Genomic DNA, 25,286 nt, shown 5'->3' with positions numbered 1-25,286 from the left:
GCCCGCCCCGTCACCCGGAGAGCGCGCTCCGGCGTCGGGTCAGCCGGCCAGCACCACCTGAAGCTCCTGGCGGCGGCGCTCGGCCAGGTCGGTGAGCAGGGTGGGCGCCTCGTCGAACGGCACCACCGCCGAGACGACGTGCTTGCGGATCACGTCCCCGTACGCCCGGAGCAGGTCGACGGTCTCGGCGGAGAGCCGCTCCCGGTCCCAGGTGGGCGCGAGCCCGCGTGGCACCCGGCCGATCTGCGCGCAGCGCAGCGACAGCCCGTTGTGGTGGAACTCCTCGCCCAACCGGACCGCGTCCGCGCCGCCCTGGTAGAAGGCGAGGTCGATCACCGTGCCCTGCGGCCGCAGCAGCCGCAGCGCGAGCTGCAACGCCCACGCCTGCCCCCGGCACTGGAACACCACGTCGGCGCCGCGGTCGCCGGCGGTGTGCGCCCAGCGGGTCTTGAGCACCACGGCCGGGTCGTCCGAGCCCGGGTCGAGGGTTTCCAGGCCGAGCGCCTCGGCGACCTGTCGGCGCTGCGGGGTGGGGTCGAGCACCACCACCGAGGCGGCGCCGTGCCGCCGGGCGAACAGCGCGGTCAGCAGCGCCACCACGCCGGCGCCGACCACCGCGACCCGCCGGCCACGCACCCCGTCGCCGAGCGAGCGGACGCCGGCGCCGTGCAGGTCAGCGGCGGCGTGCAGCAGACCGTTCGCGCAGATCGGGCCCATGTGCGCGACGTAGACGCCGAGGAGCGGGTCCAGGTCGTCGGGGAGCGGAACGAACCGCTCGGCGACCGGGTCGGCCAGCCAGCCGGTGCGGTGCCCGTAGGTCATCGCACCCACCTCGCCCACCGCGACCGCCGGGGTGTCACTCTCCACCACCCGACCGACCTGCATGTAGCCCAGCCGGGTCAGCGGGTAGGGGCTGCTCGCCTCGCCCGGCTGGAACAGCCCCAGGTCGGCGTTCCAGGTGACGTGCAGGTACGGGTTGGTGCCCTTGACGTAGCTCAGTTCGGTGCCGGCGGAGACGCCGCTGAACAGCGTCTCGACCCGGAAGGTGCCGGGGCGCAGTGGGGCGGCGTCCTGCTCGACAAGCTCCACCCGACCGGGGGCGGACACCACCACGACCGTGTCACGCATCGACGGTCACCCCGCTGGTGAGCACCGCCGGCTCGACGGGTGTAGCGAGCCGCACGGTCTCGCCGGTGCGGGCCGAGTCGGCCACCGCGAGGGCCAGTCGCTGGGTGCCCAGCGCCTCGGCGTACGGGACGCGTACGTCGTCGCCGATGCCGCGCACCGCGTCGATGAAGGCGCGGTCGACCGCCACCCGGGCGGCCTCCGGGTCGGCCGGGACGTGACGTTCACCGTCGGTGTCGCGGATCAGCAGGCCGTCCTCGGTGATCGACAGGGCCAGCCCGTCCGCGAGGATCTCCAGCCCGGCGCGGTGCTTCCAGCCCAGCACGCAGGCCGCGCTGAGCGTGCCGACCGCGCCGCCGGCGAAGCGCAGCGTGGCGGTGGTCACCGAATCGATGTCGGCGCCGTCCACCGGCGGCGGTGTGCCGTTGCCGTACGCGGTGACCTCGGTGGCCTCGCCGACCAGCGCCCGGATCAGGTCCAGCACGTGCGCGGCCTGCTCGACCACCGGGCCGCCGGAGTGGTCCCGCCGCGACCACCAGGCCACCGGTGGCACCTTGTCCCACCAGGAGCCGCTGACCATCCGCACCGGACGGTCGGCGAGCAGCTCGCGGGCCTGGTCGAGCACGCTCAGGTAGCGCCAGTGGTGCCCGACGGCGGTACGCAGCCCGCGTTGGGCGATCAGGTCGGCGATCCGCTCGGCGGTGACCAGGTCGACCGCGACGGGCTTCTCCACGAACATCGGCGCACCGGCGTCGATCACCGCCTCCTCGGCCGGGCCGTGCGCGAACGGTGGCACGCAGACGTACACCGCGTCCGGGCCGGCGGCCAGCAGCTCGGCGACGTCGGCGTAGGCCCGTCCGCCGGACTGCGCGACCAGCGCCGACGCCGCGTCCGGCGCCACGTCGGTGACCCCGATCAGCTCGACGTCATCGAATCCGGCCAGCACGCGGGCATGCCGCTGTGCCACTCCACCGGCGCCGATCAGACCCACGCGGCATCCATGCATTCGACAAGCCCCTTCGAGAACGTTTCATCTCCGCTGGGAGCAGTCCCCCGGGGTGGGCGCAATCAAACGTTCATCCCCCGGGAACGCGGCGGGGTCACCCTGTGATCAAGCTGTTTCCCTGGAAGCGGTTAGCGCATGGTGGGGAATGGGAACAACCAATCTCGGTTTTTCCGCCCACGATTCGGAGGGGTGCCCGTGCGGGATACGACATCGAGCGTGTCACCGGTGGTGGAGGCGTGGGCCACGTACCGGACCACTTCGGCGGCGGACTGGCCGGCACGCCGGCTGGTGCGTGCCAAGGGAGAGAGCCGGGTCAGCGTGGTGCTGCCGGCGCGTAACGAGGAGGCCACGGTCGGTGCGATCGTGGCGACCATCCGTGAGCACCTGATGGATCGGGTCGCCCTGGTCGATGAGCTGATCGTGGTGGACTCGCGCTCGACCGACCGCACCGCGCAGGTGGCCCGGGCCGCTGGCGCGGAGGTGGTCGGCCAGGACGAGATGACCCGGGGGCTGCCTCGACTCACCGGCAAGGGCGACGCGCTCTGGGCGGGCCTGGCCGCCGCCGAGGGGGACGTGGTGGCGTTCATCGACGCCGACCTGCGGGAGTTCCGGCCGCACTTCGTGAGCGGGCTGCTCGGCCCGCTGCTGACCGACCCGTCAGTCGAATTCGTGAAGGGCTTCTACCACCGGCCGCTGGTGGGCACCGCGAGCGTGGAGCAGGACGGCGGCGGCCGGGTGACCGAGTTGATGGCGCGACCGCTGCTCAACCTCTTCTGGCCCGAGCTGGCCGGCTTCGTGCAGCCGCTCGCCGGGGAGTACGCCGGCCGGCGCGAGGTGCTGGCCCAGGTGCCGTTCGTCTCCGGGTACGGGGTGGAGACGGCGATGCTGATCGATCTGCTCGACATGGTCGGTCTGGACGCGTTGGCGCAGGTCGACCTCGGCGAACGCAAGCACCGGCACCAGGACACCGCGGCGCTCGGCCGGATGTCGGCACAGATCATGCTGACCGCCTGGTCCCGGTTGCAGCGGCGTGGCTGGGCGAGCCCCGGGATGTCACCGGAGGCGCTGCTGACCCAGTTCCGCCGCGGCGGCTCCGACACGCTGCCGAACCTCGGCCGCGAGATCGTGGTCAGCGACGTGTCCATCGAAGAGCGCCCGCCGCTGGCCGAGCTGCGCCACCGGGTGCCCCGCCGACGGGTGGCCGCGGCGTGAGGGCCCGGGCGCTCACCCTGGGCGCCGTCGCAGGAAAGGGCCGGGCCCGATGAGCCTCACCGTGCTGATGAACGCCGGCCCGTGGCTGTCCGTGCCGCCGCCGGGCTACGGCGGGATCGAGAACGTGATCGCCACGCTGGTGCCGGAGCTGCGGCGACTCGGCGTACGGGTGGTGCTCGCCTCGGTGGAGAGCAGCACCCTGCCGGTGGACGAGCGGGTGTCGGTCTTTCCCGACGGGCAGTTCGCCGCGCTCCAGCGGCCGTACAACCAGGTCTGCGGGATCGCGCAGGCGCACCTGGCCGGGGTGGTGCGCGAGCTGCACGCCCGCGACGACATCGACCTGGTGCACGATCACGTGGAGGCGGTCGGGCTGGCCACGCTCGCCGCGATGGGACCGAGCGGCCCGCCGACCCTGCACACCCTGCACTGGGACCTGGCCAAGCACCCGGCGCTCTACGGCAGCCTGGACGGTGGCGAGCGGGTCCGCGTCAACGGTGTGTCCGCGTCCCAGCTGGCCCGGGCCCCGCAGGCGCTGCGGGAGCACTCGGTGGGGCACGTGCACCTGTCCACCCCGCTCGCCGTGGACGCCGACCGGCGGCCTCGCCCGGAGAAGGGCGAGCACCTGCTCATCCTCGGCCGGATCAACCCGGGCAAGGGGCAGGACGTGGGCGCCCGGCTGGCCCATCAGGTCGGTTTCCCGCTGGTGCTGGCCGGGCCGGTCGGCCCCTATCACCGCCCGGCCGAGCTGGCCGCGGCCGGCGACGAGGCCCGGCAGAACCCGGACGTGCGGTTCTTCCTCGACGAGGTGGCGCCCCACGTCGACGGTGACCTGGTCCGCTGGGTCGGCACTGTGGCCGGTCAGGAGCGTGACGATCTGCTCGCCAGCGCCCGCGCGTCGCTGTTCCCGCTGCGCTGGGAGGAGCCGGGCGGCACGGCGGTGGTCGAGTCGCTCGCCCTGGGTACGCCGGTGGTGGCGACGGCCCGGGGGTGCCTGCCGGAGCTGATCGAGCACGGCCGCACCGGGTTGCTCACCGCCGACGAGGAGGAGCTCGGTGAGCTGGTGCTGGCGGCCGACCTGCTCGACGCCGACGAGTGCCGTCGGGTGGCCGCGCAGCGGTTCACCCCGGCGGTGATGGCTCAGCGCTACGTCGAGCTGTATCAGCGGGTCCGCCAGCTGGCCAGCGCGCCGCGGCTGCAACCGGTCTGACCGTCCGTCGCCGCCGTGGGGTTTGCCGTCGGCGGCGACGGGTAGCCGGCAGCGCTCACGGCCGCCGCGCAGCGAGGAGTCGGTGATGGTCGGACCGATGGCGCACTCCCGTGCCCGGCCCAATCCGGCCGACGGCAAGCCGCCGGTGCGCCGCGCCGCGGGGACGGTGGCGGTGCTGTTCCTGCTGATCGGCGTGCTCGGCTTCGTCCCGGGGATCACCAGCGGCACGGCCGATCTCCGGTTCGCCGGTCACGGATCGGGCGCGTACCTGTTCGGCGTGTTCCAGGTGTCGGTGCTGCACAACCTGGTGCACCTGCTGTCCGGGGTGGCCGGCCTGGCGCTGGCCCGGACGGTCGGCGGCGCCCGAACGTTCCTCATCGGCGGCGGCGCCGTCTACCTGGTGCTGTGGCTCTACGGCCTCGCGGTGGACCACGACACCGGGGCGAACGTGCTGCCGGTCAACGACGCCGACGACTGGCTGCACCTCGGCCTCGGTGTCGGCATGATCGCCTTGGGCGTGCTGACCGGCCGTGCCCGTCCCTGACCGGCCGCGCCACCCGTGACCTGCCTCGCTCGGCCCGTAGGTCCGGTTTGACCGGGCTGCGCCTCGGGTAGTTCGCAGATCCCGACACATCAGCGAAGTGAGGGCCCCATGTCCAGCCGGATCACCTGGGAGGTGTGCGACACCGCACCGGTGGCGGTCGTCCGGCTCTGCGGTCCACTGGACCTGGGCACCATGCGGTCGGTCCATCGCGTGCTGGACCGGGCCCTGGCCGCTGAACCGGATGCGCTGGTCGTCGACCTTGCCGGGGTCACCGTCCGGGACCGGCTGGCGTTGTCCGTCTTCGCCGCGACGGCTCGGCGGGCCGCGGAGTGGCCGGCCGTGCCGGTGGTGCTCTGCGCCCCACCGCCGGACGCCGCCCGTTGGCTGGCCGAGTCGACCGCGTGCCGGGTGGTCCCGGTGTCCCGGGACTGCGATGAGGCGACCCGGGTGGCCGGCGCCGCCGCCGCGCCCCGGCTGCAGGCGCGGCTGGAGCCGGTGGCCGAGGCCTGCCGGCGGGCTCGGGAACTGGTCGTCGACGCGTGCACGCGGTGGAACCTTCCCGATGCCGCGGGCCCGGCCGCACTGGTGCTCAGTGAACTCGTCGGCAACGTAGTCCGGCACGCCGGCACGCCGATGCAGGTGACGGTGACCCTGCGTCGGCCGTACCTGCACCTGGCCGTGGTGGATGGCAGCCCGGCGGCGGCCCGGCCGGCCCGGACGGATCTGCGCGCCGAGGGTGGGCGTGGGTTGCTGCTGGTCCGGGAGCTGGCTCAGCGGTGGGGCAGCGTGCCGGCCGGCCAGGGCAAGGCGGTCTGGGCGATCATGTCGGCAACCTGAGCGTTCCAGATGGTTCCGCCGCCCTCTGGCGATCTGACTGAAATAACTGCTCTGCCCTGGTTTCATGGTCAGAGGGTCGGGTAGGCACACCCGTCCTTTTCTGTCACAACGGCGGGGTGAGCAGCCATGCCCAAGCGGGTAACCACGGAACCCAGTCGCGATCGAGGCCCGGCGATCCTGGCACCGGCCCGCTTCGGAGGCTTCCCCGGACCACTGCGTTCGCGGGTCCCCGGCAGCTCTCTGATCAAGTTCCTGGCCACCACGGACCACAAGCAGATCGGTGTGCTCTACCTGCTCACCTCCTTCGGGTTCTTCCTCGTGGGCGGGGTGCAGGCGATGCTGATGCGGGGAGAGCTGGCCCGACCGGGGCTGCAGTTCCTCTCCTCGGAGCAGTACAACCAGTTGTTCACCTCGCACGGCGCGGTGATGCTGCTGCTGTTCGCCACGCCCGCGGGGTTCGGGTTCGGCAACTTCATCGTGCCGATCCAGATCGGCGCGCCGGACGTGTCGTTCCCCCGCCTCAACGCGCTGGCCTACTGGCTGTACCTGTTCGGCGGGCTGATGGTGATCAGTGGCTTCCTCACCCCGCAGGGCTCGGCGGACTTCGGCTGGACGGCGTACTCCCCACTGAGCAGCGTCGAGCACTCTCCCGGCGTCGGCGCGAACCTGTGGATTGCCGGCCTGGTCATCTCCGGCCTGGGCACCATCCTCGGCGCGGTCAACCTGATCACCACGATCCTCACCCTGCGCGCGCCCGGGATGACCATGTTCCGGATGCCGATCTTCACCTGGAACATGCTCTTCACCAGTGTGCTGGTGATCTTTGTCTTCCCGCTGCTGGCCGCGGCGCTGCTGGCCCTGTTGGCCGACCGGCTGCTCAACGCGCACGTGTACGACCCTGCGACCGGTGGGATGTTGCTCTGGCAGCACCTGTTCTGGTTCTTCGGCCATCCCGAGGTCTATATCATCGCGCTGCCGTTCTTCGGTATCGTCACCGAGGTCATCCCGGTCTTCGCCCGCAAGCCGCTCTTCGGCTACACCGGGATCGTGCTGGCCACCGTCGCGATCACCGTGCTGTCGATGACCGTTTGGGCGCACCACATGTTCACCACCGGCCAGGTGCTGCTGCCGTTCTTCAGCATTACCAGCTACCTGATCGCGGTGCCGACCGGCGTGAAGTTCTTCAACTGGATCGGCACCATGTGGAAGGGACAACTCACCTTCGAGACGCCGATGCTGTTCGCCATCGGTTTCCTGGTCACCTTCCTGCTCGGCGGACTCACCGGGGTGCTGCTGGCCAGCCCGCCGGCGGACTGGCACACCCACGACACCTACTTCGTGGTGGCGCACTTCCACTACGTGGTCTTCGGCACCGTGGTCTTCGCGCTCTTCGCCGGCTACTACTTCTGGTGGCCGAAGATGACCGGACGGCTGCTCGACGACCGGATCGGCAAGGCGCACTTCTGGACCATGTTCATCGGCTTCCACGGCACCTTCCTGGTGCACCACTGGCTCGGCAGCGAGGGGATGCCCCGCCGGTACGCCGACTACCTGCCGACCGACGGCTTCACCACCCTGAACACGATCTCCAGCATCTTCGCGTTCATCCTCGGCCTGTCCACTTTGTTCTTCATGTACAACGCCTGGAAGTCCTGGCGGTACGGAACGATGGTGACGGTGGACGACCCGTGGGGCTTCGGCAACTCCCTCGAATGGGCCACCACCTGCCCGCCGCCCCTGCGCAACTTCGACCGGATGCCCCGGATCCGCTCCGAGCGCCCCGCGTTCGACCTGAAGTACGGCCCGCTCGTCGCCGACCTGGGCCGGGACCTGCCACAGCGCACGACCAAGCCGCCACAGCACTTCACCGAGGAGTTGCGTATGGAGCCCCACGTGCCGGAGTCGCCCGCCGCCGAGGGCGCGCACGGCGCCCGCGACGCGACCGAGTTCCAGCCGGCGCCGCGGTCCGGTGCCCGGCCCGTGGATGTCCCGGAGCCCGAGGGCGTCCGCCGGCCGAGCTTCGAAGAGAGTGACGCGCCCGAGGACACCGAAGAAGCGCCGAAGCCGCACGAGCGCTGGCGGCACCCGCACAGCGACCGGGACCCCGAGGAAAGCTGACCAGGAGTACGCGCCGGCGAGGGCCGACACCCGCGGGTGTCGGCCCTCGTCGCGTACCGTGCCCGGCTGCGCTCAGTCCCGCGCGGGTGCCAGGCCGGCGGCGGTGAGCGAACGGCGTACCGCGGGTTGGACCCTGGTCAGCCGCAGCGGCACCCCGGTCCGTGCGGCCGCGTCCCGCCCGGCCATCAACGCGGCGATCCCGCCGGCGTCGAAGCCGCCCGCGCCGACCAGGTCGACGACCACCTCGCTCGGCTGGCCGGTGACCGCCTCCAGCATCGCCCGGCGCAGCTGGTCCGCGCCGTCCCGGTCGACCTCGCCGCCGACCTCGACGACCACCCGGTCGCCGTTCTGCTTCACCGAGATCCGGGTCTTGCCCGGGTCCGGCTCGGCGGCGCCGTTCTGCCACGGCGGCGGCGCGTCGGCGAGCATCGCCTGCCGCAGCCAGGTCAGTGCCCGCGACAGCAGCCGGGATACGTGCATCTGCGAGATACCGAACCGGGCGGCGATCTCCGCCTGGGTCTGGTTGCCGTAGAAGCGCATGGCCAGGATCCGCCGCTCCCGCCAGGGCAGGCGGTGCAGCAGGCCGCTCACGGTCACCCGATCGTCGACCGATTCCAGTGCGTTGTCCGATTCGCCGACGAGGTCACCGAACTCCGCGGAGCTCTCCCCGCCCACCGGGGCGTTGAGCGAGGCGGGGCTGTAACCGGCCGCCGACTCCAGCGCGGCGAGGATCTCCTCCTCCGGGGTCTCCAGCCGCTTGGACAGCTCCGCGACGGTGGGTGCCCGGGACAGCTCACTGGTCAGCGCGGCGGTGGCCTGGCCGACCTCCAGGATCAGGTCACGTAGCCGGCGGGGCACGTGCACGCCCCAGGTGCGGTCCCGGAAGTGCCGCTTGATCTCGCCCACAATGGTGATCGCGGCGTACGCGGTGAACGAGCCCCGTTCCGGGTCATACCGGTCGACGGCGTTGACCAGACCGAGCCGGGCCACCTGCTCCAGGTCCTCCAGCGGCTCCCCGCGCCCCCGGTACCGGCGGGCCAGGCGGCCGGCGAACGGCAGCGCGAAGCGGACCAGGTCGTCCCGTGCCTCCTGCCGCCGCTCCGGCGGCAGCCCTTCGATTCGGGCCGCGTAAGCCAGGGCTGCCGCATCGAGGTCCTCCAGACCCCGATCGGTGGGTGGTGGTGTGGTCGTGCTCGTCTGTCCGAACATCCGCGCCTCCCTCAGGAAGGTCCCCCGCCCGGATCGGGAAACCGGTCGTGCGCGTGGTCGAGCCACGCACCGGGCCGGAAAAGTGGGTCAGTGACTGGGATGCCAGCGGGCGACAACGCCTCTACGCAGCGCAATCAGGCCGTCGCAGTCAGCGATGTTCCCGCTCCGTAGGTACTCAATCACGGGACCCCGGGTTCGCGAGGATGTTTCGGCGTGCTCGCCTCAGGAGACCAGCAACCCCTGGTGGCCGCCGCTGTCCCGGAGCACGGAGAGCGCCTCGGCGACCCCCAGCGGGGGCGGCGTGGGCAGGTCGTACGGCTGGGCGCGGAGCACCTCGGTGGCCCGGCGGGTGGGTACCGAGGTGACCGGGTAGCCCCGGGCGGCGGTCCGGTCCAACGCCCGACGGCGCCGGCCGAACCCGGCCACGGCCAGCCACTGCGGCAGCCCGGCCAGGGCGGGCGAGCGCACCCCGGGCGGCTCGGGCAGCACGTCCACCGAGCTGAACGTCTCGCTGCCGGCCAGCCACCACTCGGCCTCGTCGACACTGCGCCGGGTGGCGTTCTCGCACCAGTACGGCACCATCCCCGCCCGCACCACCTGCCACGGATCGAGCAGGCGGCCACATTCCACCACCAACCGGTTACCGGTCTTGCCGGCGCGGCGCAGCCAGTGCCGGTACAGGTCGGCCACTCCCGCGCTCAGCGCGGCCGGCCGGGGCACCAGCACCCGGTGCAGCGGGTGCTCCCGGCGGGCCGCCCAGTCCCGCGCGGCCAGCTCGAAGCCCGAGTCCATGCCGTGCTCGGCGGTGCCCGAGGGGACGGACATCTCCGGCGCCTCCCACCGGGCGGCGTCTCCGCCGACGGAGCGCAGCACCTGCCGCAGCGCGTGGCTGTCCGGGTGGAAGTCCACCGGGTCCAGCCCGCTGGCCGGGCAGCCGACCTGGAAGCTGTGCCCCGGGCCGCGCTCCAGCACCGGCCAGGTCCGCGCGTCGGGCACTAGCAGAACCGGGGCCCCGGCGGTCAGCCGGTCGGCGAGGAACTGCGTGTAGGCCGCCGGCAGCGCCCGCCAGCGGGCGGCCAGCGACACGGTCACCCCGGTCAGCGGGCCACGGCTGGCGGGGCAGTGCACCTGGCGGAGATGCACGTCGGGGTTTCCGGCGAGCATTCGGGCGGCGAGCGCCTCGCCGTGCTGCAGCGCCGCCCCTGGGCGGTCCACCGCGCCGCCGGTCCAGTGCACCGACATGTCGAAGCCGGCCGGCAGCCACGGCACGCCGAGCGCCACCGCGAGGTGGGCCGCCGCGCCGTGCGGTGAGCCGATCAGCACTCCGGGGTAGCGCTGGCGGGGGTACTGGTCGACGAACCAGCGGGCGACCCGGCCGGCGTCCACCTCGTCGACCTGGGCCATGGTGATCGCGACCCGTCCGGCGGCCCGGCTGACCGCGGCACGGCGGACCGGCTCCGGGGCGCCGGGGAACCGCGACACCGGCCCGGCGTGCCCGAGGTCGGCGCAGTCCAGGCCACGCAGTGCCCGGGCGGTGGCGGCGACCAGCACCCGGGCGGGACTGCCCACGGCCACGACCCGGTCGCCGGCCAGACCGGCGCCCTCTGCCGTGAGCCCCTTGTGCACCTTGTGCACCGGCCCCACCTTGCCTCGTTCGCTCACCACGCGGCCCGGCTTCCCGTCCCGATGGGGTTCAAACGGGGCATCACCCACCCGGCGGCACAATCCGCTGGTCGGCGTGGGTCCCCGGTCATCACCGGCGTTCGACGACGATCCGCCGTGGGCGGCGGCAGCGGGTCGGGTGGGCCCGAACGGGCCGGGCCACGCCCCGGCACGGCGCTCGGGTTTCGCCGGGGCCAGGGCGGGCACTTCCGGGCTCATGCGCACCGACGACACGGGCGAGCCCGCCGCCGCCACGATCACTCCGTACCAGGACGGACCGTTGCTGGTCCGCGGCGACTTCGCCCTGGTCACCCCGGACGGTGAGCGGATCGACGCGCGCCGGGGCACGGTGGCGCTGTGCCGGTGCGGCAGGTCGGCGCTCAAGCCGTTCTGCGACGGCACCCACAAGATGGTCAACTTCCGCGCGGGCACCACCCGGGAGGGGTGACCGCCGCGGTCAGGCGACGCCGGCCAGCGGTCCGGTGGCAGCGATCGTGGTCGCGGTCGCGGGCAGCGAGAGAGTCAGCGCGGTCGGTGCCCGCAGTGAGCTGCGGCCGGCGGCCCAGCTGTCCAGCAGGTGCGCGGCGAACAGCCGGTCCACGGCGAGTGCGGCCGCCGCGCCGAAGAGCACGTCGCCGGCCAGCGCCGGCTCGACGCGGACCAGACCGCCGCACAGGTCGTGTGCGGCGATTTGCTCGTGCACCGCGTCGGCCTCGACGTGCTCGTCGTAGAAGCGGGTGGCCACCTCGTCCAGGCCGAGCCGGCGCAGCCCGTTGCCGTACCGGCGGTTCGGCACCGACGAGGTCATCTCGTAGGCGGCCAGGTGACCGAGCAGCGCGCCGCGCAGACGTCGGTGCAGCCCGAACAGCGACATCATGTTGTTGGTCGCCAGTGTCACCGCGGGCACCGCGTCGAGGTAGGCGCCGTAGCCGGTGTCCAGGCCCAGCCGGTCGAGCGTGCGCCGGAACAGCTCGGCGTGCATCCGGTCCAGCCGGCCGTTGCCGTACTCGTCGGTCTGGATCTCCACCAGGGCGGCCTTGGCCGGGCCGCCGAGGCGGGGCAGCGCCCAGCTGTGCGGATCCGCCTCGCGCAGGTGGTAGATCGAGCGGTGGGCGACGAACTCGCGGAACTGGGCGAGGTCGGCACGCCGCTGGAGGGTGGCCGCCAGCGTGGGCCCGTCGTCGGCCGCGACCAGGTCGGTCAGGCCCGCCGCCACCCCGGCGGGCGGCAGCGGCGGCGGGGCGGCCAGCCGGCGCAGCGCCGCCTCGAAGGGCCGCTCGGCACGGGCCCGCAGGGCCAGCAGCGTCGGTTGCCACTCCCAGCCCTCATCCACCCCGCGCCAGCCCCGGTAGTGCAGCTCGTAGCAGAGGAACAGGGTCAGCTGGAGATCCTCGTCGGCGAGCGGGTCCGCCGGGTCGAGGTCGGCGCCGAGGCCCGGCGGCAGGTCGTGCGGCGGACGCCGCAGGGCCCCGGCCACCGCCGCGGAGAGCGGACCGCGCGGCTGCGGTAGGGGCGCGGGGCCGTAGCGACGATCGGCGGGCTCCGGCATGTGACCTCCAGCGTCCTCGGGCCGCTACTGATGCCCCGGCGGGCTACGCCTAAACGAGGCCCTCCGCGTTCACGGTGAGCTCCACCTGCTCGCGGACCCGCCGGGCGGCCTCCCCGTTGGCGTACAGGCTGCGCAGGTCGGCGAAGGCCGGCTCCGGCGGCGCCAGTGGCACCGCGGCGTCGACCACCGCCTCCAGCACGCAGGGGCGGTTCGCGGCGAGCGCCTCGTCCCAGGCCGCACCGACCAGGTCGGGGCGGTCCACCCGGACGCCGTGCAGCCCGAGCAGCCGGGCCCAGCCGGCGTACGGCACGTCAGGGCGGCGCCGCGTCGGGTCGGGCGAGGGCTGCCGCCCGCCGCCCATCCCGGCCTGGTCGCGGTTGTTGAGCACCAGCACCACCAGCCGCGGATCCCGCCACTCCTTCCAGAGGTGCGCGACGGTGATCAGCTCAGCGAGCCCGTTGAGCTGCATGGCGCCGTCGCCGACCAGTGCGAGCACCGGTCGGTCCGGGTCGGCGAGCTTGGCGGCTACCGCGTACGGCAGGGCGCAGCCCATCGAGCCGAGGGTGCCGCACAGTTGCGCGTTCACCCCGGGCGGCAGGACGAGGTGCCGGGCGTACCAGTAGAGGACGGAGCCGACGTCCACCGCCACCGCGCCGACGGACGGCAACCGGGCGGACAGTTCCTGGAGCACGAGCTGCGGGTTGACCGGTTCGGCCGGCGCCGCGGCCCGGTCGGCCGCGGCCGACCGCCACCGGTCCACCGAGCTCTCCACCGTGGCGCGCCACTGCCCGCTCGGCCGGTGGGGCACCCGCGCCAGCAGCGCCCGCAGCGTCTCGGCGGCGTCACCGACGAGCGGCACGTCGGCCGGATACCGGGTGCCGATCCGCCGCCCGTCGATGTCGATCTGCACGGTGCGGGCCTGACCGGGCATCGGGAAGTAGTCGGTCCACGGGTCGTTGGTGCCCACCATCAGCAGCGTGTCGCAGCCGCCCATCAGCTCGGCCGCGGCCGAGGTGCCGACCTCGCCGAGCACCCCGGCGTGGAAGGGCAGCCGCTCGTCGAGCACCGGCTTGCCCAGCAGCGAGGTGGCTACCCCGGCGCCGAGCCGGTCGGCCAACTCGACGATCTCCCCGGCCGCGTCCCGGCCACCCTGGCCCACCAGGATCGCCGTGCGCTGGCCGCTGCCGAGCAGCTGCGCGGCGGCGTCGAGGTCCATCTCGTGCGGCAGGACCCGGGCCAGCGGCACGCCCGGGCTCGCCGAGATCACGCCCACGGACTGCGGCTGCAGGTCGGGCACCACGGCCTCCTGCAACTGCCGGGGCAGCACCACGCAGGTCGGGCTGCGGGTCGCCGCCGCCGTGCGGAACGCCTGGTCCAGCAGCGCGGGTACGTCCTCGGGCCTGCGGCCGTACTGCACGAACTGGTTGCACACGTCGCCGAAGAGCCGGCTGAGCCCGATCTGCTGGTGCGCGCCGCCGAGCGGCCCGGAGATGTCCTCGCCGATGATCGCCACCACCGGTGTGCTGTCCAGCTTCGCGTCGTAGAGCCCGTTGAGCAGCTGCACCGCGCTGGGCCCCTGGGTGGCCAGGCAGACCCCGATGCCGCCGGTGAACTTGGCGTGCCCGGTGGCCATGAACGAGGCGGTCTCCTCGTGCCGGGCCGGGACGAACGCCGGGTCGCCGCCCGTGCGGTCCAGCGCCTCGACCAGCGGGGCGATCGCCGCGCCCGGATAGCCGAAGGCGCGCGGCACCCGCCAGGCCAGGAGCCGCTCCACCACCAGGTCGGCCACGCTGCGCTCAGCCATTGCCGCGCCCGGGCGTGCTCGCATCGACGTACCGCAGCACCGCGCCGACGCCGTCGGTGAGCTCGGGCGCCTCGTCCGGACCCAGCACGGTCAGCGCCGCGTCGGTGCCGACGAGCGCCCGGACCAGCGCCGCGTCGGCGCGGACCCGTTGCGGGTCGTTCACCGACATCGCCGCCAGCTGCCCCGGGTCGACGGCGATCTCGGTCGGCTCGGGGCCGACCCACAGCTCGCCGTTGGCCGACGGATCGTCCACGATCAGCATGGTGTCCACCTGGTTGCGTTGCAGGGCCCGCACGACCGCGTCGAGCCCGGCGCCGACGTCCTCCTGCACGCCGAACCGGTTCAGCGCGGCGCTGATCCGCTGGTCGGCGACCTCCGCGATGGTCTGCACGGTGAGGTCGTCCAGCAACGTCTGGTCGGCGCCGCCGGCCCGTGACCCGGCGTCGGTGCGCACCACCGCGTCCTGCCAACGCTCCGGCATCTGTGCGGCGATCATCCCGGTGGCCCGGACGTCGCCGGCAACCACCACCACGTCGGCACCGACCTTCTCGGCCAGCTCCACGGTGGCGGCGGTGACGTCGCCGGCATTGTGGTGCCACGCCTCCATGGCGGCCCGCTGGTAGCGCGACTGGGACCAGCCGCCGGGCTGTACCCGGCGCAGCTGGAATTCCTCCCGGCCGGCGATGTGGGCGCGCCGGGGAACCCCGCCCGCGCTGACGGCCATCGCGTCGGCGCCGGTCCGGTCGGCCAGCACCCGCACCCACGCCACCTGCTCGCCGCGCTGCGCGAGCAGCGGCATCACGTGCGGCAGTGGCGCGTAACTGGCCAGGTCGCGCAGCGGTGGCGCGGAGAGGTACTCGGAGAGCACCACGTGGCCGCGGGTGGCGAACACCGCGAGGCCGTAGTCCCCGACCATCGGGTCGTGGCCACGGATCACCCGGTCCAGCGCGGCGACGGTCGCCTCGTCCGCGCCCTGATCGGTCAGTTGACGCGCCAGGGCACGCCAGCGTAGGGCCAGCGCCGGGTGGGCGTCCTCCGTGTCGGCGGAGGCGTCCAGGTACACCGAGCACCACGGCCCGGGTCGGTCGTAGAGCGGGCGCAGGAAGGACAGCTGCATGCTCGACCCCTTTCCAGCTCGGCCCCCCGCTTACCCGGGTCGCCCGGGATGTCACCTCGCGGCCGTGAGCCCGTGACCAGGTTTCATTCACGTCGTTCAACCGGGGACGTCGATACGATGAGTGAACGGAAGCGGACTCTCGGTGGTGGAGATGGACAGCGGACTCGATACCCGACGGATCGTGCACCCGACGGAGCGGATCGTCACCGGGCGGTTGGTCCGCCTGCTCGACGGCTACACGCGCGAGGTACCCATCGGCCAGCCGGTGCTGGTCGCGGTACTCGCCGCGGCCGCGTTCGCCCGGCTTCCCGCCCTGCTGCTGCGCTCGCTCTTCTCCGCCGGGGGCGGCGGCACCCGGCGGCGCTGGAAGGAGCTGAAGCAGGGCCCGGAGTACCTGGTCACCCCGGTGCGGCTGCGCAACACCGCCGGCCAGCTCTGCGAGGTGGAGCTGCACGGCCACCTGCCGCAGAGCGCCCTGCACCCGGCCGACCAGGTGCAGCTCACCCTGCGTCCGCAACGCGACCCGGAGCTGCCGCCCCGGATCGAGCGGATCGTGAACCTCACCACCGGGCAGCTGCTCACCCCGCGTACCGCGACGCTCTGGTCGCATCTCGGCCCGCCGCTGCTGTTGCAGGCGATGCTGGGGGCGCTGCTGCTCGCCGGCGTCGCGGTCTGGTCCGCGCTGACCTGACCGGCCGGGTCCGGGTTTCCGCGCCTGGCGGGGTGGAAACGGGCACCGGCATGTTTCCCGGATTCACCCTCGACGAGATCGACGTCCGCCCGGTACGCCTGTGCGTGCGCCACGGCGGCTCCGGCTCGCCTGTGGTGCTGCTGCTCAGCCGACCGGGGCGGGCTCGCGGGCCGGTCGGCCGGCGGTGTCGAGCATGCCCCGACGGCGGGCCCAGCGCTCGTAGGCCAGGGTGGCGAACGGCGGCACCGCGCACGCCAGCGCCACGACCGTGGCCAGCAGGCTCCACCGGTGCAGCCGGGCCACCGCCAGCACCAGGAGGATGTACGCGATGAACAGGCCGCCGTGGATCGGGCCGAAGATCTTGACGCCCAGCTCGTTCTCCGGCGGACCGTACTTGACCACCATGCCGACCAGCAGGGCCAACCACGAGCACGCCTCAGCGATCGCCGCCGCGACGAAGAGCCGGGTCACCTTCTCACGCATTCCCACGCCACCACCTCTCGGGCGGCAATGTTAGCGGTGCGGGCCGGTCGTACCGGAGCGGACCACGCGGGCGCGACAGGGATCACCAAGCTCGCAGCTGGGTAGGAAGGGCCCATCGGGTCTTCCCCGCCCGCCCGACACGTGCGAGGTTAGGGGGACCAGCGGTGACAGGGTGGTGACCATGGGCGAGGATGTCGGCGTACGGACCTTCAGCCGGGAGGACCGCGCCCGCTACCGGGACAAGGTCCGCCGTTGCCTGGACGTCTTCGCCGAGATGCTGCGCGAGTCGCGGTTCGACATCGACCGGCCGCTGACGGGGCTGGAGATCGAGCTGAACCTCGTCGACCAGGGGTCGATGCCGGCGATGCGCAACGCCGACGTGCTGGCGGCGATCGCCGACCCGAGCTTCCAGACCGAGCTGGGCCAGTTCAACATAGAGATCAACGTGGCGCCGCGCCGGCTGACCGGCACCGGCACCGCCGAGTTTGAGGAGCACGTGCGGGCCAGCCTCAACGCCGCCGAGGAGAAGGCCCGCGCGATCGGCGCGCACATGGTCATGATCGGCATTCTGCCGACGCTGCGCCCCGAGCACCTGACCGCCGAGACGCTCTCGCACAACCCCCGGTACGCGCTGCTCAACGAGCAGATCTTCGCCGCCCGGGGCGAGGACCTGCCGATCGCCATCAGCGGTGTGGAACGGTTGGCGGTCACCGCCGACACGATCACCCCGGAGGCGGCCTGCACCAGCACGCAGTTCCACCTCCAGGTCAGCCCGGCCCAGTTCGCCGACTACTGGAACGCCGCCCAGGCGATCGCCGGCATCCAGGTCGCCCTCGGCGCGAACGCGCCGCTGTTCTTCGGCCGGGAGCTGTGGCGGGAGACCCGCATCCCGCTGTTCCAGCAGGCCACCGACACCCGGTCGGAGGAGATCAAGGCGCAGGGCGTACGGCCCCGGGTCTGGTTCGGCGAACGCTGGATCACCAACGTGTTCGACCTGTTCGAGGAGAACGTCCGCTACTTCCCGGCGCTGCTGCCGGTCTGCGACCCGGAGGACCCGGCGCAGGCGTTGGCCGCCGGTGAGGTGCCCAACCTCGCCGAGCTGCGGCTGCACAACGGCACCGTCTACCGGTGGAACCGGCCCGTGTACGACGTGTCGCGCGGCCGGCCGCACCTGCGGGTGGAGAACCGGGTGCTGCCCGCCGGGCCCACCGTACTGGACACCATCGCGAACGGCGCTTTCTACTTCGGACTGGTCCGGGCCCTGGCCGAGTCGGACCGGCCGTTGTGGTCGCAGATGTCGTTCAGCGCCGCCGAGGAGAACTTCACCAGCTGCGCCCGGTACGGCATCGAGGCGCAGGTCTTCTGGCCCGGCCTCGGCTACCTGCCGGTCACCGAGCTGGTGCTGCGCCGGCTGCTGCCGTTGGCGCACCACGGCCTGGACCGGTGGGGGCTGGATCCGGGCGAGCGCGACCGGCTGCTCGGCATCATCGAGCAGCGCTGCCTGACCGGCCGCAACGGCGCGACGTGGCAGGTGGAGACGCTGCACCGGCTGGAGTCCGCCGACCACCTGGACCGGCCGGCGGCGCTGCGCGAGGTGGTCCGGCACTACGTGACGCTGATGCACAGCAACCGCCCGGTGCACGAGTGGCCCATCCCCTGAACCCGGCCCGGCCCCTGAGCCGGCGTCACTCCCCCGGCCGGTCCCAGGGTGACGGGTCGTCGCGCAGCCGGCTGTAGAGGTACCCGTCGCGCCACCGCCCGGCCCGAAACTCGCAGGCCCGCACGACGCCCTCGAGCTGGAAGCCGGCCTTTTCCAGCGACCGCTGCTCGGTGACGTTCTCCGGGTGGGTGCCGGCCTGGATGCGCTGCGCCGGGGTGTGCTGGAACAGGTAGTCGCAGAGCAGCGCCTGGGCGCGCCAGCCGATGCCGCGTCCGCGCCACGCTGGCAGCAGGACGATCCCGATCTCCCAGTACGACGCCAACCCGCTGTAGCGCCCGGACAGGTAGCTGACGATACCGGCAGCGGTCCCCTCCGGCTCGACCTCGACCATGAGCCGGCCGTCGTCGGCGCCCAGCCAGTTGTCCACGGCGAACCGCCGTGCCGGTGCACCCGGGTCGCGGAAGCCGGACCAGTCCAGCCCGATCAGCCCCGGCTCGGTGCAGAACCGCCGGAACATCTCCAGGTCGGCCTCGGCGACCGGCCGCAGTCGTACCGTCGGTTCCCCGCCGTCGTGCGCCACGCCAGGCGCCGACTCTCGCTCGTTCTTCATCAAGCCAATCCCCTCGTGGGTGGCGCGCAGGACGCCGTGGTCGGGTCCGTCACCGGCTGTCATGCAGGGCGACCAGGCGCTTCGGCGCCCGGTTGCGCCAGGCGTGCTCGATCAGCTCCCGCATGCCCTCCTCGGTGACCTTGGCCAGGTCGACGCGGAGGCCGACGAAGATCCGGCCGTTGCGCCACACCTCCTCGTAGATGTCCGGCTGAGCCGCGGCCGCGGTCCTGGCCTCCGCCTGCCCGACACACATGATCGCGTGCGCGTCGCCCTTCTCCAGATGAGCGAGGAGCTTGTCCGCGACGCGGAAGCCGGGCAGCCGGAAGTGCGGCTTCTCGACGACCTCCGGCAGCGCCATCGCGTAGCTACGGATGTCAGCCAGCCTGATCATGGGCAGGACTCCTTGTTGACGTCTCAGTGGTCGAACCCGTGCCGACGTCAGGCTACTGCTGGCGTTGCCGCAGGTGCCGGACCCGCCCCTGCCCGAGTCGGCCGGTCGTCGATCCGCGATGTCCGGCGCTGCGCGGGCCACCGACATGGCGGCTCGCCACCGTCCGATGGCGCAGTGGCCTCTACTCGATCCCGGCGAATCGTCCCTTGTGGACCCCCAAGGCTAATGATGTTTGCCGTAGGCTGTCGTGGCACCGACATCGATGCCGATGAAGGGATGCCTGTGGCCACTTCCGAAACAGACCGCACCCCGACCCAGAGGCCCGCGAGCACCGCCCTGTCCCGAAGGCACATGCTGGGTGTGGGCGCGGCGGCAGCCGGCGGCGCGTTGCTCGCCGGCACGGCCGAGGCCGCGCAGGCCGCGCCGGCTGGCCCGAAACGGCCGTTGCGCGCCCCGGTGCTGGTGCCCGGTGACCGGGTCCGGGTCGTCTCGCCCGGCGGCACTCCCAACCCGGACAACATGGCCCGGGGCATCGAGATCCTGCGCGGTTGGGGCCTGGAGGTCGAGCTGGGCGCGCACGCCTTCGCCAGGTACGGCTATCTGGCCGGCACCGACGCGGAGCGGCTGGCTGACCTGAACGCCGCGCTCAACGATCCCGGGATCCGTGCCGTCTTCGCCGCCCGCGGCGGCTACGGGACCCAGCGGATCGTCGATCGGATCAACCTGGCCGGGCTCCGTCGCGATCCCAGGGTGGTCGTCGGGTTCAGCGACATCACCAGCATCCACGGCCGGCTCTGGCGCGAGACCGGGCTGGTCACGTTCTACGGCCCGATGGTCAACTGGAGCGACAGCCGCACCGGCCCGGAGTCGGCCGAGTCGCTACGCCGGGCAGTGATGACGACCGCACCCGTCACCATCACCCGGGACCCGGCCGAGACGGCCGCCCCCGTGCTGGTGCCGGGCCGGGCGACGGGCCCCCTCCTCGGCGGATGCCTCACGCTGATCTCCACATCGCTGGGCGCCGCGGACGCCCCGAAGTACGACAACTCCATCCTGTTCTTCGAGGACGTGGACGAGGCGCCGTACAGCATCGACCGGATGCTGACCGAGCTGCGCCGGGTGGGCGTGCTGTCCAGGGTTGCCGGAGTGGTCATCGGCCAGATCACCAACAGCGTCGGTGGCCCGAACGAGTGGGACGCGGCGGCGATGCTGAAGGACCGCCTCTACGACCTCGGCGTGCCGGTCCTGGGCGGGCTCCGACTGGGCCATGGGAACGGCCAACTCACCATTGCGCTCGGCTCCCGGGCCACGATCGACGCCGTGGCGGGGACCCTGACGGTGGAGCCCGGAGTCCGTCCGCGCTGACCGGACCGCGTGGTGGCGCGGACCTCTCGGCGCACTTCTCGGTGATGATGGGTGCCATGACGTCAGTCGGCGCCCAGCGGGTGCGGGATACGAACGGCGGAGCGCACAGTCGGGTCGAGCAGCGACTGATCGAGTCCGTCGCCCGCGGCAAGGTGCTGGATCTGGCCGGTGACGGGCCGGTCGACGAGGCAGCGATGCGGGCCTGGGGCGACGACCGAGCGATCTCGGCTTCGGTCATCCGTGAGCTGGTCCGCGGCCGGCTGGTCGGCGATCCCGACCCGCGTGGCCTGCGGCTGCGCGGAGCCCGGATCGCCGGCCAGATCGATCTGGAGAACATCACCAGTGATGTGGCGCTGGAGCTGCGCGACTGCCTGCTGCCCAGCGGCGTGAACCTTCGCAACGCCCGCCTGTCGGCGGTTGCCCTGACCGGCTGCCGCATCGAGCAGGCAGACGGTTCCGTAGACGCGGCACTCGACGCCACCCGCTGTGCCGCGCGGGTGCTCTCGCTCGACAGGAGCACGGCCACCGCTGACACCGTCGCCGGCACCATTCGTCTCGCCGCCGCCCACGTCGGCACTTTGGACTGCCGCGGAGCGCGGTGGGAGAACGGCACCGGACCAGCCTTGGACGCCGACGGCCTCCAGGTGGACCAGAGCGTGTTCCTCAATGACGGCTTCACCGCCACCAGCCCCAGCGCGCGAGGCACCGTCCGACTGCTCGGTGCCCACATCGGCGGCCAGCTCAACTGCGGTGGCGCACAACTTAGGAACACCGCTGGGCCGGCGCTCAACGCCGACAACCTCCGGACCGACCGGGACGTGCTGCTGTCGAACGGCTTCACCGCCACCAGCGCCAGCGAGCAGGGCACCATCCGGCTGCTCGGCGCCCACATCGGCTCGTTGAGCGGCGGCGGTGCGCGGCTGACGAACACCGCCGGACCGGTCCTGGACGCCGACGGCCTCACGGTCGACCGGGACGTGGCCCTGGACGGCGGATTCACCGCCACCGGCACCAGCGAGTGGGGCACCATCGGCCTGGCCGGCGCCCACATCGGCGGACTCCTGGCCTGCGGTGGGGCGCGACTGGAGAACACGACCGGCCCGGCCCTCGACCTGAACGGCCTCCGGGTCGACCAGGACGTGCACCTGGATGACGGCTTCAGCGCCACCAACGGCGGTGCCGAGGTGGTCGTGCTGGTGCTGGCCGGAGCGAGGATCGGTGGCGGTCTCCGCCTCGACACCGACCGGGTGACACGCACGGCACCCGGTCCGGGACCACTGATCGAGGTGGACGGGCTCACCTACAGCGGGCTGCCGCGCCCCGCGTCACTGCGGGGCTGGCTGACCCTGCTGCGCGAGCACACGCCCCGTTACAGCGCCCAGCCCTACCAGCACCTCGCCGCCGCCTACCGCGCCGCCGGCCACGACCGCGACGCCCGTGCCATCCTCATCGCCCAACGCCGCGACCAGATCCAGCGCGCCGGGCTGACCGCCTCCGAACGCGCCTGGGGCCGCCTTCTCGGCATCGCTCTCGGCTACGGCTACCAGCCCTGGCGGGCTCTGCTCCTGCTCCTCGCCACCCTGGCCATCGCCGTCACCCTCAGCGTCATCGGCGGCCACCACGGCGGCCTCGCGCAGAAGCCGGGGAGCAGTGGTGCAGCCGCAACCTCCGGCTGCACCACCATCGACCATATCGGCGTCGGCCTCGACCTCGGCGCACCACTGCTCAAGACCGGCGCCCGCGACCGCTGCCAACCCACCGACACCCCTGCCGGTCAGACCCTGACCATCGCCGGCTGGGTCCTCCAACTGCTCGCCTGGAGCTTCGCCACCCTCTTCATCGCCGGTTTCACCAGCGCGGTCCGCAAGACCTGACCTGCTCCGATCAGATGTGCGCCCTCGCACGGGTTGCCGCCAGGGGCAGTGCTCAACCGCGCGGGGTGGGAACCCCGAAGAGATCGGTGATGCCGCCGGGAAGCTGGGCGAACAGGTCGTGACGCTCGTCGTCGTCGAGCGCCTCGGCGACGGTACGCAACACCGCCTGGGCGTGCTGACGCACCTGGTCCGCGTTCGCAACCTGCTCCCGGTCGCCGACGTTCTTCAGGAACTCGCCGACGTCCCACCGGCGACCCTGTGGGTTGCGGGTGACGGACGGGTTCAGCCGCTCCGGTAGCTGTGCCGCCAGGTGGTCGGCCTCCCGTCCGGCGAGGCGTTCGCCGAGCACCGACAAAACGGCCTGTACGGACCGCACGGCCTCATTCTCGCCGAGGCCCCCGCGCTGCCGTACCGTGGCGATCAACTGCTCGTAATCCATGACCCGCTCCTTCCGTCTCCTCGACCGGCCGTCAGGCCTGCCGGCGGACGAACGTGGCGAGTTCCCAGGCTCTCTGGGCGCAAACGAGGTCAGCCGTCGACCCGGACGTCCAGCCCGTCGACGGGCAGGACCCCACATCGCGCAGCCGACGACGCGGATCAGTCGGTCGAGGACGCGACCGTCGGCGGCGGACGGTCGACCGGGAAACGGTATCGAGGGCGATGACTGGGTAGCGTCACAGAATGCGCATCGGACCGCCACACCGGCACCTGGTCAGGGCCACCTACCTCGCGGCGGTCGTCTTCGGTGCGGCGCTGCGGAAGGTGCGGCGGTAGGCGTCCGGGGGAACCCCGACGGCGCGGTGGAAGTGCCGGCGCAGCGTCGTGGCGGTGCCCATGCCGGCCGCCTCGGCGATGACGTCGATGCTGTCGTCGGTATTCTCCAGCAGCTCCTGGGCCCGGCGGATCCGCTGCGTCGACAGCCAGTGCAGCGGGGTGGTGCCGGTTGCCGACCTGAAGTGGCGGGCCAGGTTGCGCGAGCTCATGTTCGCCTGGCGAGCCAGGTCCTCGACGGTCAGCGGCTGGTTCAGCCGTTCCATCGCCCAGGGGAACAGGTTGGCAAGGGGATGGTCGTCGCGGGCGGGCACCGGGGTGGTGACGTACTGGGCCTGGCCGCCGGCGCGATGCGGCGGCACGACGAGGCGGCGGGCGACGGCGTTGGCGACCGTCGAGCCGTGGTCGCGGCGGATCAGGTGCAGGCACAGGTCGATCGCGGCCGCCTTGCCGGCGGAGGCGAGCACGTTGCCGTTGTCGACGTAGAGCACGTCCGGGTCGACCGTCACCCGGGGATAACGGGCGGCCAGCGCGTCGGTGTGGGCCCAGTGCGTGGTCGCGCGCAGTCCGTCCAGCACCCCGGCGGCGGCCAGCACGAACGCACCGGTGCACAGCGAGACGATCCGGGCGCCCGCCTCGTGGGCCGCGCGGACGGAGTCGAGCAGGTCGGGTGGCACGTCCGCGTCGATGTCCTCCACGGCAGGGATGATCACGGTGTCGGCGCGGGCGAGCCGGTCCAACCCGTCGTCCGGCTCCATCCAAAATCTGCCGATCCGCACCGGGCCCGGGCCGCAGACCACCAGGTCGTACCACGGGTCGGCCAGGCCGGAGGGATCCCGGACGAAGACCTCGCAGGCCATCGCGAGCTCGAAATGCAGCATCGCGTCGGTGGCGGCGAGCGCGACAGTGGCCATGTCCGAAATTGTACGGGGCATGGCGTTCCCGACACTGGTCCGGGGCTGGCCGCTGCGAAAGGCTCTCCTCAGTCGATCTTTTCAAGGGAGTGCAGATGGGTCAGAACGTCGCGGTCTTCGGTGCGTACGGGCACACCGGGCGGTTCGTGGTGACGGAGTTGCGCGATCGTGGGTTCGTTCCGCTGCTCGTCGGTCGGGACGAGGGCAGGCTCCAGGCGCTGGCGGCGTCGGGGCTCGAATACCGGGTGGCGTCAGTCGACGATCCGGCCTCGCTCGACCTGGCGTTGAGGGGCTCGGCGGCGGTCATCAACTGCGCCGGCCCGTTCGCCTCGACCGCGGCCCCCGTGATCGAGGCCGCCCTGCGCGCCGGGATCCCGTACGTGGACGTGGCAGCCGAGATCGAGGCCAACGTCGACACGTTCACGCACTTCACCGACCGCGCTCGGGCCGCGGGCGTCGCGGTGGTCCCGGCGATGGCCTTCTTCGGTGGGCTCGGCGATCTGCTGGTGACGACGGCGATGGGTGATTGGACGGCGGCCGACGAGGCGCACGTCGCGTACGGACTGAGCAGTTGGCACCCGACGGCCGGGACACTCGCCGCCGGCGCCGTCTCCCGGGAACGGCGCGCCGGCCAGCGCGTCCGCTACACCGGCGGCCGGCTGGACTACTACGTCGACGGGGGCGACCTGCCGAGGATGGAATGGGACTTCCCCGCTCCGCTGGGCCGCCGCACCGTCCTCGGCGAGTTCACGATGGCCGACGTCGTCACCGTCCCCAGCCACCTGTCCATCCCCGAGGTGCGCACGTACATGACCACCGACGCGGCCCGGGACCTGGCCGCTCCGGGCACACCGGCCCCGGCGGCGGTCGACGAGCTCGGCCGGTCCGCGCAGACGTTCACCGTCGACGTCATCGTGCGCTCCGGCGACACGCGACGACGCGTCATCGCCAGCGGCCAGGACATCTACGCCATCAGCGCACCCCTCGCCGTCGAAGCGGTGCGTCGCATTCTCGGCGGCCAGACGAGGACGAGCGGCGTCGCCTCCGCCGGCGCGATCTTCGACGCGCCCGACTTCCTCCGCGCGCTGTCCGCACACATCGCGCTCGAACCACGCCACGAGTGGACCGACTGACCAG

General features: G+C 72.7%; 23 protein-coding genes. 11 read left to right on the top strand and 12 right to left on the bottom strand.

Annotation, left to right across the window (positions count from 1 at the left end; genetic code table 11):
• Positions 1–39: 39 nt before the first annotated feature.
• Positions 40–1,128 carry a zinc-binding dehydrogenase gene (locus BUS84_RS06305; protein WP_074309558.1) on the bottom strand — a complete coding sequence of 363 codons (1,089 nt, stop codon included), beginning with the start codon at positions 1,126–1,128 and terminating at the stop codon, positions 40–42.
• Positions 1,121–2,131 carry a Gfo/Idh/MocA family protein gene (locus tag BUS84_RS06300; protein ID WP_074309556.1) on the bottom strand — a complete coding sequence of 337 codons (1,011 nt, stop codon included), beginning with the start codon at positions 2,129–2,131 and terminating at the stop codon, positions 1,121–1,123. The genes BUS84_RS06305 and BUS84_RS06300 overlap by 8 nt, the downstream gene beginning before the upstream one ends.
• A 195-nt stretch (positions 2,132–2,326) precedes the next feature.
• Between BUS84_RS06300 and BUS84_RS06295 the strand changes: the two genes are divergently transcribed.
• The 5 genes from BUS84_RS06295 to ctaD all read left to right on the top strand — a co-directional run bounded on the left by BUS84_RS06295 (position 2,327) and on the right by ctaD (position 8,049).
• A complete protein-coding gene (locus BUS84_RS06295) occupies positions 2,327–3,343 on the top strand; it encodes a glucosyl-3-phosphoglycerate synthase (RefSeq protein ID WP_074309554.1) in 1,017 nt (338 codons plus the stop codon).
• Positions 3,344–3,392: 49 nt separating this feature from the next.
• Positions 3,393–4,550 carry a glycosyltransferase gene (locus BUS84_RS06290; protein WP_074309552.1) on the top strand — a complete coding sequence of 386 codons (1,158 nt, stop codon included), beginning with the start codon at positions 3,393–3,395 and terminating at the stop codon, positions 4,548–4,550.
• Between the two features lie 85 nt (positions 4,551–4,635).
• Positions 4,636–5,094, top strand: a complete 459-nt coding sequence (locus BUS84_RS06285) for a DUF4383 domain-containing protein (protein WP_084757257.1) — start codon at positions 4,636–4,638, stop codon at positions 5,092–5,094.
• 108 nt (positions 5,095–5,202) lie between these two features.
• Entirely contained in the window at positions 5,203–5,931 is a 729-nt protein-coding gene (locus tag BUS84_RS06280) for an ATP-binding protein (RefSeq protein WP_074309550.1), read from the top strand.
• 126 nt (positions 5,932–6,057) lie between these two features.
• Positions 6,058–8,049 carry an aa3-type cytochrome oxidase subunit I gene (gene ctaD, locus BUS84_RS06275; protein WP_074309548.1) on the top strand — a complete coding sequence of 664 codons (1,992 nt, stop codon included), beginning with the start codon at positions 6,058–6,060 and terminating at the stop codon, positions 8,047–8,049.
• Positions 8,050–8,121: 72 nt separating this feature from the next.
• Here the strand turns inward: ctaD and BUS84_RS06270 are convergent, their stop codons facing one another.
• Positions 8,122–9,258, bottom strand: a complete 1,137-nt coding sequence (locus tag BUS84_RS06270; RefSeq protein ID WP_074309546.1) for a SigB/SigF/SigG family RNA polymerase sigma factor — start codon at positions 9,256–9,258, stop codon at positions 8,122–8,124.
• Positions 9,259–9,480: 222 nt separating this feature from the next.
• Positions 9,481–10,893: a hypothetical protein gene (locus tag BUS84_RS06265; protein ID WP_143728252.1), complete on the bottom strand. Its 1,413-nt coding sequence runs from the start codon at positions 10,891–10,893 to the stop codon at positions 9,481–9,483.
• A gap of 244 nt (positions 10,894–11,137) precedes the next feature.
• Between BUS84_RS06265 and BUS84_RS06260 the strand changes: the two genes are divergently transcribed.
• Positions 11,138–11,368 carry a CDGSH iron-sulfur domain-containing protein gene (locus BUS84_RS06260; RefSeq protein ID WP_074312196.1) on the top strand — a complete coding sequence of 77 codons (231 nt, stop codon included), beginning with the start codon at positions 11,138–11,140 and terminating at the stop codon, positions 11,366–11,368.
• Positions 11,369–11,377: 9 nt separating this feature from the next.
• Here BUS84_RS06260 and BUS84_RS06255 read toward each other — a convergent pair whose 3' ends face one another.
• From BUS84_RS06255 to BUS84_RS06245, 3 genes are read right to left on the bottom strand one after another with little or no spacing between them, the layout of a single operon-like run.
• Complete coding sequence (locus tag BUS84_RS06255; protein WP_244298404.1) at positions 11,378–12,469, bottom strand: iron-containing redox enzyme family protein; 1,092 nt, start codon at positions 12,467–12,469, stop codon at positions 11,378–11,380.
• Positions 12,470–12,518: 49 nt separating this feature from the next.
• Positions 12,519–14,273: a thiamine pyrophosphate-binding protein gene (locus tag BUS84_RS06250; protein ID WP_074309544.1), complete on the bottom strand. Its 1,755-nt coding sequence runs from the start codon at positions 14,271–14,273 to the stop codon at positions 12,519–12,521.
• Positions 14,266–15,390, bottom strand: a complete 1,125-nt coding sequence (locus BUS84_RS06245; protein WP_074309542.1) for a baeRF2 domain-containing protein — start codon at positions 15,388–15,390, stop codon at positions 14,266–14,268. The genes BUS84_RS06250 and BUS84_RS06245 overlap by 8 nt, the downstream gene beginning before the upstream one ends.
• Before the next feature lie 142 nt (positions 15,391–15,532).
• Between BUS84_RS06245 and BUS84_RS06240 the strand changes: the two genes are divergently transcribed.
• Entirely contained in the window at positions 15,533–16,081 is a 549-nt protein-coding gene (locus BUS84_RS06240; protein ID WP_074309540.1) for a hypothetical protein, read from the top strand.
• 144 nt (positions 16,082–16,225) lie between these two features.
• On the opposite strand, the gene BUS84_RS06235 is transcribed toward BUS84_RS06240, so the two are convergent.
• Positions 16,226–16,564: a DUF3817 domain-containing protein gene (locus tag BUS84_RS06235; protein WP_074309538.1), complete on the bottom strand. Its 339-nt coding sequence runs from the start codon at positions 16,562–16,564 to the stop codon at positions 16,226–16,228.
• Positions 16,565–16,745: 181 nt separating this feature from the next.
• Here BUS84_RS06235 and BUS84_RS06230 point away from each other — a divergent pair, with 181 nt between their 5' ends.
• Positions 16,746–18,224 carry a glutamate-cysteine ligase family protein gene (locus tag BUS84_RS06230; protein ID WP_074312194.1) on the top strand — a complete coding sequence of 493 codons (1,479 nt, stop codon included), beginning with the start codon at positions 16,746–16,748 and terminating at the stop codon, positions 18,222–18,224.
• Positions 18,225–18,249: 25 nt separating this feature from the next.
• Here BUS84_RS06230 and BUS84_RS06225 read toward each other — a convergent pair whose 3' ends face one another.
• The gene (locus BUS84_RS06225) at positions 18,250–18,834 is read right to left on the bottom strand and encodes a GNAT family N-acetyltransferase (protein ID WP_074312192.1); all 585 of its coding nucleotides are present in this window, start codon (positions 18,832–18,834) and stop codon (positions 18,250–18,252) included.
• Positions 18,835–18,883: 49 nt separating this feature from the next.
• On the bottom strand, positions 18,884–19,225 hold the full coding sequence (locus BUS84_RS06220) for an MmcQ/YjbR family DNA-binding protein (RefSeq protein WP_074309536.1): 342 nt from the start codon (positions 19,223–19,225) through the stop codon (positions 18,884–18,886).
• Between the two features lie 351 nt (positions 19,226–19,576).
• Here BUS84_RS06220 and BUS84_RS06215 point away from each other — a divergent pair, with 351 nt between their 5' ends.
• Together BUS84_RS06215 and BUS84_RS06210 are read left to right on the top strand one after the other, a co-directional pair.
• Positions 19,577–20,590 carry a S66 peptidase family protein gene (locus tag BUS84_RS06215; protein WP_084757255.1) on the top strand — a complete coding sequence of 338 codons (1,014 nt, stop codon included), beginning with the start codon at positions 19,577–19,579 and terminating at the stop codon, positions 20,588–20,590.
• 56 nt (positions 20,591–20,646) lie between these two features.
• Positions 20,647–22,464, top strand: a complete 1,818-nt coding sequence (locus tag BUS84_RS06210) for a hypothetical protein (RefSeq protein WP_074309534.1) — start codon at positions 20,647–20,649, stop codon at positions 22,462–22,464.
• 52 nt (positions 22,465–22,516) lie between these two features.
• On the opposite strand, the gene BUS84_RS06205 is transcribed toward BUS84_RS06210, so the two are convergent.
• Positions 22,517–22,903 carry a DUF2267 domain-containing protein gene (locus tag BUS84_RS06205; protein WP_074309532.1) on the bottom strand — a complete coding sequence of 129 codons (387 nt, stop codon included), beginning with the start codon at positions 22,901–22,903 and terminating at the stop codon, positions 22,517–22,519.
• Between the two features lie 283 nt (positions 22,904–23,186).
• Positions 23,187–24,149: a helix-turn-helix domain-containing protein gene (locus BUS84_RS06200; RefSeq protein WP_074309530.1), complete on the bottom strand. Its 963-nt coding sequence runs from the start codon at positions 24,147–24,149 to the stop codon at positions 23,187–23,189.
• Between the two features lie 95 nt (positions 24,150–24,244).
• Here BUS84_RS06200 and BUS84_RS06195 point away from each other — a divergent pair, with 95 nt between their 5' ends.
• On the top strand, positions 24,245–25,282 hold the full coding sequence (locus tag BUS84_RS06195) for a saccharopine dehydrogenase family protein (protein ID WP_074309528.1): 1,038 nt from the start codon (positions 24,245–24,247) through the stop codon (positions 25,280–25,282).
• Positions 25,283–25,286: the final 4 nt, after the last annotated feature.

The sequence above is a fragment of the Micromonospora cremea genome (genome assembly GCF_900143515.1).
GTDB lineage: Bacteria > Actinomycetota > Actinomycetes > Mycobacteriales > Micromonosporaceae > Micromonospora > Micromonospora cremea.
The sequence above is the reverse complement of the archived record's forward strand: the minus strand, read 5'-3'. Positions and strand labels throughout refer to the sequence as shown.

Excerpts from the sequence above, each read along its gene's own strand:
- BUS84_RS06220 (WP_074309536.1), bottom strand. The coding sequence starts at position 19,225 with ATGATCAGGCTGGCTGACATCCGTAGCTACGCGATGGCGCTGCCGGAG.
- ctaD (WP_074309548.1), top strand. The coding sequence starts at position 6,058 with ATGCCCAAGCGGGTAACCACGGAACCCAGTCGCGATCGAGGCCCGGCG.
- BUS84_RS06245 (WP_074309542.1), bottom strand. The coding sequence starts at position 15,390 with ATGCAGCTGTCCTTCCTGCGCCCGCTCTACGACCGACCCGGGCCGTGG.
- BUS84_RS06290 (WP_074309552.1), top strand. The coding sequence starts at position 3,393 with ATGAGCCTCACCGTGCTGATGAACGCCGGCCCGTGGCTGTCCGTGCCG.
- BUS84_RS06280 (WP_074309550.1), top strand. The coding sequence starts at position 5,203 with ATGTCCAGCCGGATCACCTGGGAGGTGTGCGACACCGCACCGGTGGCG.
- BUS84_RS06200 (WP_074309530.1), bottom strand. The coding sequence starts at position 24,149 with ATGGCCACTGTCGCGCTCGCCGCCACCGACGCGATGCTGCATTTCGAG.
- BUS84_RS06255 (WP_244298404.1), bottom strand. The coding sequence starts at position 12,469 with ATGCCGGAGCCCGCCGATCGTCGCTACGGCCCCGCGCCCCTACCGCAG.
- BUS84_RS06270 (WP_074309546.1), bottom strand. The coding sequence starts at position 9,258 with ATGTTCGGACAGACGAGCACGACCACACCACCACCCACCGATCGGGGT.
- BUS84_RS06285 (WP_084757257.1), top strand. The coding sequence starts at position 4,636 with ATGGTCGGACCGATGGCGCACTCCCGTGCCCGGCCCAATCCGGCCGAC.
- BUS84_RS06205 (WP_074309532.1), bottom strand. The coding sequence starts at position 22,903 with ATGGATTACGAGCAGTTGATCGCCACGGTACGGCAGCGCGGGGGCCTC.
- BUS84_RS06225 (WP_074312192.1), bottom strand. The coding sequence starts at position 18,834 with ATGAAGAACGAGCGAGAGTCGGCGCCTGGCGTGGCGCACGACGGCGGG.
- BUS84_RS06300 (WP_074309556.1), bottom strand. The coding sequence starts at position 2,131 with ATGCATGGATGCCGCGTGGGTCTGATCGGCGCCGGTGGAGTGGCACAG.
- BUS84_RS06195 (WP_074309528.1), top strand. The coding sequence starts at position 24,245 with ATGGGTCAGAACGTCGCGGTCTTCGGTGCGTACGGGCACACCGGGCGG.
- BUS84_RS06215 (WP_084757255.1), top strand. The coding sequence starts at position 19,577 with ATGCTGGGTGTGGGCGCGGCGGCAGCCGGCGGCGCGTTGCTCGCCGGC.
- BUS84_RS06305 (WP_074309558.1), bottom strand. The coding sequence starts at position 1,128 with ATGCGTGACACGGTCGTGGTGGTGTCCGCCCCCGGTCGGGTGGAGCTT.
- BUS84_RS06250 (WP_074309544.1), bottom strand. The coding sequence starts at position 14,273 with ATGGCTGAGCGCAGCGTGGCCGACCTGGTGGTGGAGCGGCTCCTGGCC.
- BUS84_RS06210 (WP_074309534.1), top strand. The coding sequence starts at position 20,647 with ATGACGTCAGTCGGCGCCCAGCGGGTGCGGGATACGAACGGCGGAGCG.
- BUS84_RS06230 (WP_074312194.1), top strand. The coding sequence starts at position 16,746 with ATGGGCGAGGATGTCGGCGTACGGACCTTCAGCCGGGAGGACCGCGCC.
- BUS84_RS06235 (WP_074309538.1), bottom strand. The coding sequence starts at position 16,564 with ATGCGTGAGAAGGTGACCCGGCTCTTCGTCGCGGCGGCGATCGCTGAG.
- BUS84_RS06260 (WP_074312196.1), top strand. The coding sequence starts at position 11,138 with ATGCGCACCGACGACACGGGCGAGCCCGCCGCCGCCACGATCACTCCG.